Source organism: Marinobacter sp. bablab_jr003 (genome assembly GCF_016464245.1).
Lineage (GTDB): Bacteria > Pseudomonadota > Gammaproteobacteria > Pseudomonadales > Oleiphilaceae > Marinobacter > Marinobacter vinifirmus.
In genome coordinates, this window is sequence record NZ_JADARC010000117.1 from 24,720 (window position 1) to 38,125 (window position 13,406).

The window sequence follows — 13,406 nt, forward strand, 5'->3', positions numbered from 1 at the left end:
GGATCCGCTGACATGCTGATGATCATTTCCCCCGCCAAGACTCTGGATTACGAGAGCCCGCTGGCCACGGAAACCTATACCCAACCGGACTACCTGGATGATGCCTGCGAGCTGATCGACCAGCTCAAGGAACTGGAACCCCATCAGGTGAGCAACCTGATGAGCATCAGCGACAAGCTCGGCCAGCTCAACGCCGAGCGCTTCCGCAGCTGGCACACGCCGTTCACACCGGACAACGCCCGCCAGGCCATCCTGGCCTTCAAGGGCGACGTTTATACCGGGCTGGATGCTGAAAGCTTCAGCGAAGACGACTTCGCCTTTGCCCAGCAGCACCTGCGCATGCTGTCCGGCCTGTATGGACTGCTCAAGCCGCTGGATTTGATGCAGCCCTACCGGCTGGAAATGGGCACGAAGTTCGAGAACAAGCGTGGCAAAGACCTCTACGCCTTCTGGGGAAGCAAACTCACCAAGGCCCTGAACGAGCTGCTCGCAGCAGACGACAAGGTGCTGGTTAACCTGGCCTCCAACGAATACTTCAAGAGCGTTCAGAAGAAAGACATCGACGGCCGCCTGGTGACCCCCCAGTTCAAAGACTGGAAGAACGGCCAGTACAAGATGATCAGCTTCTACGCCAAGAAAGCCCGCGGGCTGATGTGCCGCTATGCCATCCAGAACCGGATTACCCAGGCCGATGACCTGAAAGGATTCAACCTGGAAGGCTACTACTTCAGTGAAGAGCAGTCCGATACCAACAACTGGGTGTTCCTGAGAGACGAGCAGTAACCGGCTTGTTCCAACCTGCAAAGATCAGTTTCAGTTGATATCGGAGTAACCATGAACGAAGCAGTATTTTCCCAGATCGCCATGCTGGTGTTTCTGACCGGCCTGATTGTCTGGATGGGCTTTATCGTTTGGGACCTGGCCAAGAAATCCCAGGCCGGCAAGTTTGGCACCATCGCCCTGTTTACCGTGCTGGGCGCAGGCGTTGTAGGCTTTCTTGTGAAGACCGTGCTGGTCGAGATCATGCACATCTGACCACTCGGCCGTCACTTTACGGCTACCGGCGGTAGCCGTATCATCCCCCTCCTTTTTGTACCAACAGCCTCTAGCAAGGATTTAGCCCCATGTGGTTCCGCAACGCCCGGATTTTCCGTTTTACCAAGCCTTTTGATATCTCCGCCGAAGCACTGGAAGAGAAGCTTCAGGCCGATGCTTTCAAACCGTGCGGCCCACAGGAAACCACCCGTCAGGGCTGGGTTCCACCGCTGGGCAAGCACGGCGATCAACTGGTACACAGCGCCAACGGCTATCACCTGATTGCCCTGCGCAAAGAAGAGAAAATTCTGCCGGGCCCGGTGGTCAAGGAAGCGGTGGAAGAGCGGGCCGAGGCCATTGAAGTGGAACAGGGCCGCAAAGTTCGCAAGAAAGAAAAAGAAGAGATCAAAGAACAGGTCATGCTGGAAATGCTGCCCCAGGCCTTTTCCCGCAACCGCCGTTGCTTTGCCTACCTGGCGCCCCAGGACGGCGTGCTGGTGGTCGACGCCGGCTCGGCCAAGCAGGCGGAAGACCTGGCGTCTACGCTGCGCAAAAGCCTGGGTTCCCTGCCGGTGCGCCCGCCGGCGGTGGAACAGGCCCCGGCCTTCACCTTCACCGGCTGGCTGAATGAAAGCATCGACCACCCGGCTACCATTGTGCTGGGCAGCGAGTGCGAGCTGAAAGACCCGTCAGAAGATGGCGGCGTGGTGCGCTGCAAGGGCCTGGACCTGAAAGCCGATGAAATCCGCAACCACCTGGAAACAGGCATGCAGGTAACCAAGCTGGCCCTGACCTGGGACGACAACGTATCGTTCGTGCTGGATGAAGAACTGGGCATCCGCCGGCTGAAATTCGGCGAAACCCTGCAAGACCAGCTGGATAATGTGGACGCAGACGACGCTATGGCCAAGTTTGACGCCGCCTTCACCATCATGACGATGGAACTGTCCCGGCTGATTCCGGGACTGCTGGAAGCACTGGGCGGAGAAGACCGCTCCGCCATCGTCGAAGAATAATCAGACAGGGGGGCTACAGGTGCCCCCCCTTCTTCAACCGTTCCTTCTGCCAGTCCTTCTCCGGCTCGTTCAGTACCAGCCGGAGATCCATCACTTCCTCTTCCGGATTGAACTTGATCTCGAAACCCAGATGCTCCGCCAGCTGCAGCATCGGGCGGTTGTCCGGCAATACGTTACCAATCATTTCCATGGTGCCCCGGGCCCGGCAGTATTCAATCATTTTCTGCATCAGCGCCACGCCCAAGCCCTCGCCTTTCATGCGATCGTCTACCATCACGGCAAACTCGCAGCGCAGGTTGTCGGCGTCTGTCCAGGTACGTACGGTGCCCAGGGTTTCCTCACCCTCACCATCCTGCTTCGGGGCGTTGGCGATAAAGACCATTTCCCGGTCGTAGTCGATCTGCACCATCTGGGCCACGTCTTCCCGGGAGAAGTTCTTGCGGTACTGGAAGAAACGGTAGCGGATGGACTCCGGTGACTGGTGTTCGTGGAACTGGCGGTGCGCCGGCTCGTCTTCGGCCAGTACCGGCCGGATAACCACCCGACGGCCGGATTTCGGCAGCACAATCCACTCTTCCAGCTCCTTCGGATAGGGCTGGATTACCGGCTTACCCGGCTTGCTGTCCAGGTTGATGGCAATGTTAACCGCCACCGCACCCTGCTCGTTGAACAGCAGCGGAGAAATTTCCAAACCACGGATCTCGGGAATGTCGATCACGATCTGGGACAGTTTCACCAACGTCTCGGACACCGCCCGGATATCCTCTTCCGGCTTCAGGCTGTGTTCCTTCAGCAACTTGTACATGTAAGTACGGCGCAGCAGCTCACGGGCCAGCACCATGTTCAGGGGCGGCAAGGCAATCTGCCGGTCGGTCATGATGTTTACCTGGGCACCGGCGGCGCCACACACCACCAATGGCCCGAACACATCATCCCGGGTAATGCCCACGCTGAATTCAATTCCGCCCACGTGCTGGTAGGAGTGCTGAACGGCAAAGCCCAGGAAGCCGCTGTCCGGGAAATGCTCCTGGTATTCCTCTTCCAGGAAACGACAGGCATCAATGATGGCCTGCTCGCTGTTGAGCTTCTTTACGGTGCCCTTGTAGCGGCGCTGGGTGGGGCTGAGATCCAGGAACGGATGACACACCTGCTCGTGGATCACGGTTACGTCGATCGGGCGGCGCTCGATGGAGAACATCTCCAGCACTTCTTCCATATCGTCACAGTACATGGTGTCGATGGTGTGCACGCCGTAATCACGGATAACCCGCCGGGCTTCCCGGTTTGAAAGATGCTTGCGGCCGTCACGCAGGGCCTTGGCAACCAGGCCGCGGGTATTGGCCCGGTCCGCAAAGTGGTCGGTGAAAGATTCCGGCGTTTCTGTCAGCAGCCGCTGTACCCGCTGGTGACGCACATGCTGCATGAACGCCATCACGGCCTTTTCCGGGTTGAAGAACGAAGGGATACCGGCCCGGTAGAACTCCTCCCGGGAATCCATCACCGTGCTCTGGCCCAGCCAGCAGGTGAAAATGTTCAGGCGCGTGCCCTTGGAGGCCTGCACCACCGCATCGGCGATCTGCAGGCTGTCCTGCACCAGGGTTGGCGCGTACATCACCAGCACGTTGGCGACATTCGGGTCCTTCGCCAGGATCTTGATAGCCTGGGCATACAGCTCCGGCGAGGCATCGTAGTTCAGGTCGATGGGGTTCTTGCGCGTCCAATACGGCGGCAACAATTCCGCCAGGGCATCAATACTGCCCGGAGACAGTTCCGCCAGCTCCCCACCCAGGTCCGCCAGCCGGTCTACCGCCAGCACACCCGGCCCTACCCCGTTCCCCATAATCGCCAGGGATTCGCGGCGCAGGGGGCGCATGCGGGTCAGGGTTTCCAGGGCGTCGAACATCTGGCCCAGTCCGTCCACCCGCAGCACACCGGCCCGCTGCAGCATGGCATCGTAGATCGGGTCTGTCCGGCGAATCCCCGCCGGCAGTTGGTGGGAGAACCACTCGGATTCCGGCACCCGGCCGGATTTAACCGCAATTACCGGCTTGGTTCGGGAGGCTACCCGTACCGCCGACATGAAACGGCTGGGGTTTGGAATGCTTTCAATGTGCAGCAGGATGGCGCGGGTCTGGGTATCCTGGGCCAGGTAATCGATCAGGTCGTCATGGTCGATGTCCATGCCGTCGCCGAGGGTCAGGAAGTAGGAAAACCCCACACCCCGGGCAAACGCCCAGTCCAGTACCGAGCTTGCAATGGTGCCGGATTGCCCCACAAAGGCCACCCGGCCGGGAATCGCACCCATGTGCGCGTAGGTGGCGTTCAGGTGCCGGGCCGGCACCATCAGCCCGATGGTGTTGGGGCCGAGTACCCGGATTCCGGTTTCACGGGCGGCATCCCGCACCGAGTACATCAGCGGCTGGCCGGTTTTACTGTGGGTACGGGACATACCGCCGGTCATCACAATAGCCGTTCGGACACCCCGCTCGCCCAGCTTGCGCACCATTTTCGGCACGGTGTTGGGCGGCGTACAGATAATGGCGAGGTCCGGCGTGAAGTCCAGCTTCGACACCTTCTCGACACAGGGCACCCCGTGCACGTTCTCGTATTCACTCTGGTTGACCACCACCAGCCGGCCGGGAAAACCGCCACCCAGAAGGTTACGCAGAACCATACCACCCAGGTTATCTGCCCGTTCGGATGCACCGATCACGACGATAGACTCGGGGTTAAACAGGCTTTCCAGATAGCGGGTACTCAACGCGACTCTCCCAGAGTGATACAACGGGCTTCAGGTTAAAAATTCCAGTAATACAGGATGCTTATCAATGTATACCTTATCTTAGATGGGGATTTCCTGATGTAAATCCGTATCACGCCCATTAGACCAAAGAAATACGACATACTTCGGGTATCCCTGATAACATGGTTTTAATAAGAAGCAGATTCAGGCACAGACTACACGTATGACCACGGCATTCTTTTCCCACGATGACTGCATGAAGCACAACATGGGCCCGGAACACCCGGAAAGCCCTGAGCGCATATCAAGCATCCTGGCCTACCTTGCAGATACCCATCTGCAGGAAGATCTCGACTGGGTAAGACCAGAAGAAATCACCCGCGACCAGCTTCTGACCGTGCATCCCGAAACCTACCTGCAGCAACTGGACCTGATGCAGCCCACCCGTGGCCGCGTTTTTACAGATCCAGACACCGCCATGATGCCAGATACCTTGCACGCGGCGCGCCTGGCCGCAGGTGGCAACGTACAAGCGGTAGACATGGTGATGAGCAGCCAGGTAACCAACGCCTTCGTTTGTGCCCGCCCGCCCGGACACCACGCCGAGCGCACCAAGTCTATGGGTTTCTGCTTCTACAACAACATCGCCCTGGCGGCCATGCGCGCCCTCACCTTCCACCACCTGGAGCGGGTGGCCATCATCGACTTCGATGTGCATCAGGGCAATGGCACGGTGGATATCGTCAGCGGCGACGAGCGCATTCTGATGTGCTCCAGCTTCCAGCATCCGTTCTACCCGCACTCCCATGTGCACCGGCAGGCAGACAACATCGTTAATGCCCCCATCGAGGCCAACTGCAGCTCCACCGAGTACCGCAAGATCGTGGAAGCCGCCTGGCTGAAGAAGCTGCAGGATTTCCGGCCCCAACTGGTGCTGATCTCTGCCGGCTTTGATGGCCATAAGAAAGACCCCATGGGCGAGCTGAACCTGGAAACCGAAGACTACCGATGGCTGACCGAAATGCTGGTCAGCGTTGCCCACGACCATTCCAACGACCGGATCATCTCCACCCTGGAAGGCGGGTATCACCTTAAAGCCCTGGCTGAAAGCGTAGCCGCCCACCTGGACGTGCTGAACGCGGTTTACTGACTTCCGCGTGGAACGGGCTGATCAATAGCCGGCACCTTCTGGTATAATCCGCAAAATTTTTGGCTGCCTTGCGGATACTTCCATGACCAGAGAACTGACCATCACCCGCCCGGACGACTGGCACCTGCATGTACGGGACGGTTCTGTACTGAACAGCGTGGTGCCTGCCACTGCAGCCTGTTTCGGCCGCGCCATCATCATGCCCAACCTGGTGCCTCCGGTAACCGATGCTTCCATGGCCATGGCCTACCGTGAACGCATTCTGGCGGCAGCTGCTGATACCGGCTTCGATCCGCTGATGACCCTGTACCTGACCGAAAGCACCACCCCGGAAACCATCCGCGAAGCCAAGGCAGCCGGGGTTATCGCCGCCAAGCTCTATCCGGCGGGCGCCACCACCAATTCTGCCTCCGGTGTCACCGATATCCGCAACATCTACCCGGTACTGGACGCCATGGCCGATTGCGGCATGTTGCTGCTGGTACACGGGGAAGTAACCGATGCCGACATCGATATCTTTGACCGTGAAAAAGTCTTTCTGGAGCGAGTGCTGGCCCCTACCCTGCAGGCATTCCCCCAGCTGAAAGTGGTACTGGAACACATCACCACGGCAGATTCCGCCGAGTTTGTGCGCAGCCACACCGGTGGCAACCTGGCCGCCACCCTGACGCCACAGCACCTGATGTACAACCGCAACCACATGCTGGTGGGCGGTGTTCGGCCACACCTGTACTGCCTGCCCATTCTAAAGCGCAACAAGCACCAGCTGGCGCTGCGTGAAGCGGTTGCCAGTGGCGACCCGCGCTTCTTCCTGGGCACCGATTCCGCACCCCATGCCAAAGACAAGAAAGAAGCCGCCTGCGGCTGTGCCGGCTGTTATTCGGCCTATGGTGCCATCGGCCTGTATGCAGACGTATTCGAAGAGCTGGGCATTCTGGACAAGTTCGAAGCCTTTGCCAGCTTTAACGGCCCCGATTTTTACGGCCTGCCCAGAAACACCGACACCATCACCCTGGTGCGGGAACCCTGGACCATGCCGGAGCAACTGCCCCTGGCCGATGGCACCATCGTGCCCCTGAAAGCCGGTGAAACCGTAAACTGGCGCCTGGCGTAAAACCTTTTCCATTCATTACACGAACACCGGAGTTCGCGTGTCAGAAGAAAACAAACAGCCACACCCTTTGTCCCAACGCTTTCGCGGCTTTCTGCCGGTGGTTGTGGATGTTGAAACTGCAGGCTTCAATCCCGAGCGGGATGCCCTGCTGGAAATTGCCGCCGTACTGCTGACCATGGACGAAGACGGTTGGCTGCGCCGGGGCGAAACCCACGTGCAGCAAATCGATCCGTTCGAAGGCGCCAACCTGGAACAGTCTGCCCTGGATTTCACCGGCATTGATCCGTGGAACCCGGAGCGGGAAGCGGTGCCGGAGCGCGAAGGCCTGAGCGAGATTTTTTCGCCTATCCGCAAGGCGGTAAAAGCCTTCGACTGCAAGCGCGCCGTGCTGGTGGGCCACAACGCCACCTTCGATCACAACTTTGTGTTTGCGGCAGCGCTGAGAGCGGATATCAAGCGCAACCCGTTCCACCCGTTCTCCACCTTCGATACCGCCACACTGGCAGGCCTGGCCTATGGCCATACTGTGCTGGCCCAGGCCTGCAAGCTGGCGGGAATTCCGTTCAGCAACAAGGAAGCCCACTCTGCGGCCTACGATGCCGAAAAAACCGCAGACCTGTTCTGCGGCATCGTCAATCGCTGGAAAGAGCTGGGCGGCTTTCCGCCTCCGCTGATCGAACCGGAAGAAACCCCGGCCAGCTGATCAGCCAAAACGAAAAAACCCGCCGAGGCGGGTTTTTTCATGGCGGGCATACTGTTACCAATGCACACCCCGCATGATGGCGGCAAAGGCCACCTGCTCGGTGGACACCTTCGGCTTCTCTCCGGAATTGCTGCCTGCTGCTACGGGCGAATCCGGGAACATCCGGTAACCGGTGTTCATGATGATCTCGCCCATTTTCGGCGTCAGGGAATGCAGCACCGAAGCAAACACACCCAGACGAGTAGCAATGCGCTTGGGCCGGTAAACGATGGCATCTGCCACCATCTGCGCGGCTTCGTCCGGCGTCAGCGTGGGGACCGAATCGTAGATCTTGGTCGGCGCAATCATCGGCGTTTTCACCAGCGGCATATTAATGGTGGTGAAAGTGACGTTGCGGTCTGACCACTCGGCCGCGGCACAGCGACTGAAGGCATCCAGCGCAGACTTCGACGCCACGTAGGCGGAGAAGCGGGGCGCGTTGGTCAGCACACCGATAGAAGAGATATTCACCACGTGCCCACGACGGCGCTCCAGCATGCCCGGTGCAAAGCCCATGATCAGGCGCACAGAGCCGAAATAGTTCAGCTGCATGGTACGCTCGAAATCGTGGAAGCGGTCAAACGACAACGCCAGTGAGCGACGGATAGAACGACCGGCGTTGTTCACCAGCACGTCCACCTGGCCGTGATTATCCAGCACGGTTTTCACAAAGCGGTCGCAGTCTTCCATGTCGGAGAAGTCGCACTGGTAGGCGTGCACGTTTCCGCCCTTGGCCTCCAGCTGGCCGGCCACTTCATCCAGGGTTTCCTTGGTGCGGGCACCAATCACCAGAATTGCGCCGGCCTCGGCCAGCTTCTCTGCGGTCGCCAGGCCAATACCGGAGGTTGCGCCTGTCACCACGCACACCTTGCCTTCCACCGTACCTTTCAGGGTGCGATCCTTGAACAGGTCCGGGTCCAGGTGGCGCTCCCAGTAGTCCCAGATAACCGGGGCGTAGTCCGGCAGGCGCGGCACTTCAATACCGGAGCCCTTCAGCACGCGCTCCAGTTCCCGGGTATCAAAACGGGTCGGGTAGTTGATGAACGACATCACCGATGCCGGGATGCCAAGATCCTCCAACACCGCACCGGTAATACGCTTCACCGGAGGCAGGTTCTTGATGCTCTGGCGGATAAACGGCGGAATAAAGCCGAACATCCGGGAGTCGATGCGCATGCCCATGCGCGGAGCATGGCCGGCTTCGCAGAAGATATTGAGAATCTCGCCCACTTTGTACGGATCAGAATCCACCAGGTGGAAACAATTGCCGTCTTCACCGTCCAGGTGGGCAATGTGATCGAGGGCATTCGCCACAAAGTCCACCGGAACAATATTCAGGCGGCCGCCCTCGATGCCGACCGTCGGCACCCATTGCGGCAGCGCGTGGCGGATCTTCTGAATCATTTTGAAGAAGTAGTATGGCCCGTCGATCTTGTCCATTTCGCCGGTTTTGGAATGGCCGACCACCATGCCGGGGCGGTAGATACGGAACGGCACCTTGCACTCTTCCCGCACTACTTTTTCGGATTCGTGCTTGGTGCGCAGGTACGGATGATCCAGCTTTTCCGCTTCTTCAAACATATCTTCGCGGAAAATACCCTTGAACAGGCCGGCAGCGGCAATCGACGAAACGTGGTGGAAATGCTTTGCGCCCATGGCTTCGGCAGCCTGAACAGCAGCCCGGGTGCCTTCAATATTGGTTGCTGCCTGGGCCTCTTCATCGGCGCTCATGTCGTACACAGCGGCCAGGTGGAAGAAGTGATCAACATTCCCCTTCAGGGCTTTCATGGCCTTGGCATCAATGCCGAGATTCTTGCTGGTGAGGTCGCCGATAACCGCCTTTACCCGGCTGTCATCCACACCCCAGCGCTCGCGCAGCTCTGCCAGCTTGTCCTGCGACTGCTCGCGTACCAGAACGTGTACGGTACCGCCCCGGGCCAGCAGTTTTTCTACCAGAAAACGACCGATAAAACCGGTGCCGCCTGTCAGGAAATAATTCATAAATACTCCATCCTGCCTGTTGCTCTGTTGTTGTCTGTTCACCAACGAACCATAAGACTAAAGTCTTAGCCTTACTCCATTCGCGGGCATTCTACTTATTTGCAATCTTCATGTATCGAACTTTTTTAGAGCTTTTACTCTGTAACCCTTTGTTTTTAATAGAGCCATTACTCTAAAAACCGGATAAATCCCGCTCAGGGAATGTCCGGAATACCGACACACCAGCTTTTCAGATTAGCACAGTATTCGGTCACTGGCGTCGTAACAGCCGGGTTACCAACGGGCAATGCAAGCGGCCGGCAGCAATGCGATAATCAGGAACTTCCAGCGCATCGGCGCATCCAATCACATCAATTTACCAAGGTTTAGCCAAACAGCATGCAGAACGACAGCCCCAACACCGAACGCTACATCGCCATTGCCCGTGCCTGCCTCAAGGCCATCAACGATACCGCCGCCAACAGTGGCAGCCGGGAAGAGAAAATCGATGCCGTATACCAGGCCATCGACAAGGCGTTCCAGGCCGAGTTTGCAGAGTACCGCCAAGCCACCGCGATTATGGCCACCGTACTCGAACGGATTGCCACCGGTGACCTGGATGCGGAAAAAGCTGCCAGCCTGGCCCGGAAAACCCTGGCCCAGCAGCCGGCGAACACCAAAACCGGTCAGATGCACTGACCCCGGATTTCCCACTGCACTTTCGTCCATAGCACAGTAAAGAGGCCCCATGACTGCCGAACGCTCTCTGTTCCATAGACTGTTCCGTTTCCAGATCCTGGCCCTGCTTGTTCTGGGTTACCTGCTGCTCAGCCCCCTGGCGCTGGCCAGCGTATCGCCCGTTAAAAGCCCCAACGATCCGAACGAATACCGCTACCTGGAACTGGACAACGGCCTGAGAGTGGTGCTGGCCTCAGACCCGGCCGCTGATAAAGCGGCCGCCTCCATGAATGTCGCAGTGGGCAGCGGCAACGATCCGAAAGACCGTGAGGGTCTCGCGCATTTTCTGGAGCACATGCTGTTTCTGGGTACCGAAAAATATCCGGACCCGGGCGAATACCAGCAGTTTATCCGCAGCCACGGCGGCAGTCACAACGCCTTCACCGCCTTCGCAGACACCAACTACTTCTTCGACGTGGAAGGAGAATTCCTGGAACCGGCACTGGACCGCTTTGCCCAGCAGTTCTCCCACCCTCTGTTTACCGCGGAGCTGGTGGACCGGGAACGTAACGCGGTGCACTCCGAATACAGCGCCAAGCTGAAAGAAGACGGCCGGCGCCTGCTATCGGTACGCAAGGCCGCCGGCAACCCGGACCATGCCTTCAGCCAGTTCGCCGTAGGCAACCTGAGCACCCTGGAAAACACCGACGACAACCCCCTGCGGCCAGACCTGATCCAGTTCTGGGAGCAAAACTACTCTGCCAACATCATGACCCTGGCGGTGTATGGCCCCCAGCCGCTGGATGAGCTGGAAACCATGGTTCGCGAGCGTTTTTCCGCCATCGCCAATCGCAACCTGACAGCCAGGACCCACCCGGAACCGCTTTATGACCTGGAGCAGCTGCCGGAAAAAGTCACCGCCCAGACCCTCAAAGACAGCCGCAACATGACCCTGTCTTTCCCGATTCCATCGCAACGGGATAACTACCAGACCAAGCCCGCTTCCTACGTGGCCAACCTGCTCGGCCATGAAGGCCACGGCAGCCTGTTTGATGTGCTGAAGCGAGCCGGGCTGGTGGAAAGCCTGTCTGCCGGATTAGGCATGGACACCGGCGAACACGCCACCCTGGACCTCAGCATGTCTCTGACCCGGGAAGGCCTGGCCCGGCAGGATGACATCCTGGCCCTGAGCTTTCGCTATATCGACAAGGTTCGCAACAAGGGTGTCACTGAAAACCGCTTTGATGAAATGAAACAGCTGGCAGTGATCGACTTCCGTTTCCGGGAACGCAGTGAACCCATGAGGGAAGCCATGCGCCTGTCCAGCTTGCTGCGGGATTACCCGCCCCGGGATATTCTGAGCGCGCCCTGGCTGATGGAACGCTACGCCCCTGAACAGTACCAGGCCATTCTGGATCGCCTGACGCCGGACAACCTGATGGTCTGGGTATCTGCCCCGGCCCAGCCGGAAGGCATGCCGCTGTTCACCAACTGGTATGAAACCCCGTGGCAGCGCGAGCCGCTCACCGTGCCCGAAACCACCGATAACCAACTGGCTGCACAGCTGGCCCTGCCCGCCGCCAATCCCTTTGTACCGGAGAACCTCGACCTGGTAGCCGGCAACACCATGGAACATCCGGTAAAACTGGGCGAGCTGGACGGGCTGGATATCTGGTACGCCCGGGACACCCGGTTCAATACCCCGAAAGCCAACGTATTTATCAGCCTGCGCACACCCGCTGCCCGGGCCTCCGCCCGCAGTGAGGTGCTAAGCCAGCTTCTGGTGGATGCCATCAACACCAACCTCAACGCCTGGGCCTACTCCGCCAGCCTGGCGGGGCTGGATTACAGCGTGTACCCGCACCTACGGGGCATCACCATCCGCGTGGGCGGTTATAACGACAAACTGCACAAGCTGGTGAACCGGATCCTGCTGGAGTTTTCCGACCCGCAGTTCACCACCCAGCGATTCAACATCGCTCGCCAGCGCCTGATGGATGGCCTCGAAAACAAGGCCAAGGACCGCCCTGTGCAGCAAACCTCTGAATTCATCCAGACCGCGCTGATTGATGGCACCTATCCGGTGGCAGACAAACTGGCAGCTGCCAGGGAAGTCACGCTGGATGAACTCAAAGCCTTCGGCCGGGAACTGGTGCGCCAGACGGACCCGGTTATGCTGGCCCACGGCAATCTGACCGAAGCCTCGGCCCTGAACCTGGCACGGCAGGTAAAAGCCATGGTACTGGACGGCCGGGAACGCACAACGGTGGAGCGCTCCAACATCCGCCAGCTACCGGAAGGCCAGACCCGGGCCGTGCTGGATGTTGCCCACCAGGACACCGGCTATACCCTGTACCTGCAGGGCAACGATACCTCTTATGAAGAGCGGGCCCGCTTCCGCCTGCTGGCACAGGTTGTCAGCAGCCCCTTCTATGAAGAGATCCGCACCACCCGCCAGCTCGGCTACATCGTGTACGCCACCGCCTTTGAAATGCTGGAAACACCGGCCCTTGGCCTGGTGGTGCAATCACCGGGAGCGGATGCACAAGCCATTGACCAGGCGGTACAGGCGTTTTCAGCAGACTTTGAAAGCCAACTGGCTGAACTGGACGACAACCGCCTGAACCGGGAAAAGCAGGCGGTAATCAGTCAGTTGCTGCAGCAGGATCGCCAGCTGGGTGAAGTCTCTGGCCGCTACTGGCGTGAAATTGACCGTAATAACGAAGACTTCGACAGCCGAGAGCAACTGGCAGAAGCCATTAGGAAGGTATCACTGGAAGACCTGAAGAAAACCTACCGCAAGACCCTGCTTGATCGGGAGCGCGCATTGATGGTTGTTACCGGCAAAGACGGCGAGAACCAGAAGCAGATCCTGGAACAACTGCGTAAGCGGGGGCCTGTGGCCCCTTGAGCCACAAGCCCTTGCCCGCTATCATACCGCCTCTTCT

10 protein-coding genes are annotated in these 13,406 nt (G+C 58.9%); 8 read left to right on the forward strand and 2 right to left on the reverse strand.

Going from position 1 to position 13,406, the window contains the following annotated elements; translation table 11 throughout:
• Nucleotides 1-12: 12 nt before the first annotated feature.
• The 3 genes from yaaA (at nt 13) to rdgC (ending at nt 2,051) form a co-directional block, all read left to right on the forward strand.
• Nucleotides 13-783: a peroxide stress protein YaaA gene (gene yaaA / locus H3Z84_RS12040; RefSeq protein ID WP_094625760.1), complete on the forward strand. Its 771-nt coding sequence runs from the start codon at nt 13-15 to the stop codon at nt 781-783.
• A gap of 51 nt (nt 784-834) precedes the next feature.
• Nucleotides 835-1,035: a DUF2788 domain-containing protein gene (locus H3Z84_RS12045; RefSeq protein ID WP_058340681.1), complete on the forward strand. Its 201-nt coding sequence runs from the start codon at nt 835-837 to the stop codon at nt 1,033-1,035.
• Nucleotides 1,036-1,124: 89 nt separating this feature from the next.
• The gene (rdgC, locus tag H3Z84_RS12050; RefSeq protein WP_199457615.1) at nt 1,125-2,051 is read left to right on the forward strand and encodes a recombination-associated protein RdgC; all 927 of its coding nucleotides are present in this window, start codon (nt 1,125-1,127) and stop codon (nt 2,049-2,051) included.
• Nucleotides 2,052-2,064: 13 nt separating this feature from the next.
• Here the strand turns inward: rdgC and H3Z84_RS12055 are convergent, their stop codons facing one another.
• On the reverse strand, nt 2,065-4,812 hold the full coding sequence (locus H3Z84_RS12055; protein ID WP_199457616.1) for a GNAT family N-acetyltransferase: 2,748 nt from the start codon (nt 4,810-4,812) through the stop codon (nt 2,065-2,067).
• Between the two features lie 205 nt (nt 4,813-5,017).
• Between H3Z84_RS12055 and H3Z84_RS12060 the strand changes: the two genes are divergently transcribed.
• From H3Z84_RS12060 to rnt, 3 genes are all read left to right on the forward strand, one after another.
• On the forward strand, nt 5,018-5,944 hold the full coding sequence (locus H3Z84_RS12060) for a histone deacetylase family protein (RefSeq protein WP_199457617.1): 927 nt from the start codon (nt 5,018-5,020) through the stop codon (nt 5,942-5,944).
• An 82-nt stretch (nt 5,945-6,026) separates the two neighbouring features.
• The gene (gene pyrC, locus H3Z84_RS12065; RefSeq protein ID WP_199457618.1) at nt 6,027-7,058 is read left to right on the forward strand and encodes a dihydroorotase; all 1,032 of its coding nucleotides are present in this window, start codon (nt 6,027-6,029) and stop codon (nt 7,056-7,058) included.
• 37 nt (nt 7,059-7,095) lie between these two features.
• Nucleotides 7,096-7,761: a ribonuclease T gene (gene rnt, locus H3Z84_RS12070; RefSeq protein WP_058340676.1), complete on the forward strand. Its 666-nt coding sequence runs from the start codon at nt 7,096-7,098 to the stop codon at nt 7,759-7,761.
• Nucleotides 7,762-7,815: 54 nt separating this feature from the next.
• Here the strand turns inward: rnt and H3Z84_RS12075 are convergent, their stop codons facing one another.
• Nucleotides 7,816-9,801 carry an SDR family oxidoreductase gene (locus tag H3Z84_RS12075; protein ID WP_199457619.1) on the reverse strand — a complete coding sequence of 662 codons (1,986 nt, stop codon included), beginning with the start codon at nt 9,799-9,801 and terminating at the stop codon, nt 7,816-7,818.
• Nucleotides 9,802-10,179: 378 nt separating this feature from the next.
• On the opposite strand from H3Z84_RS12075, the gene H3Z84_RS12080 reads away from it, so the two are divergent.
• Entirely contained in the window at nt 10,180-10,479 is a 300-nt protein-coding gene (locus H3Z84_RS12080; protein WP_058340674.1) for a hypothetical protein, read from the forward strand.
• Nucleotides 10,480-10,528: 49 nt separating this feature from the next.
• The gene (locus tag H3Z84_RS12085; protein ID WP_199457620.1) at nt 10,529-13,369 is read left to right on the forward strand and encodes an insulinase family protein; all 2,841 of its coding nucleotides are present in this window, start codon (nt 10,529-10,531) and stop codon (nt 13,367-13,369) included.
• Nucleotides 13,370-13,406 lie beyond the last annotated feature (37 nt).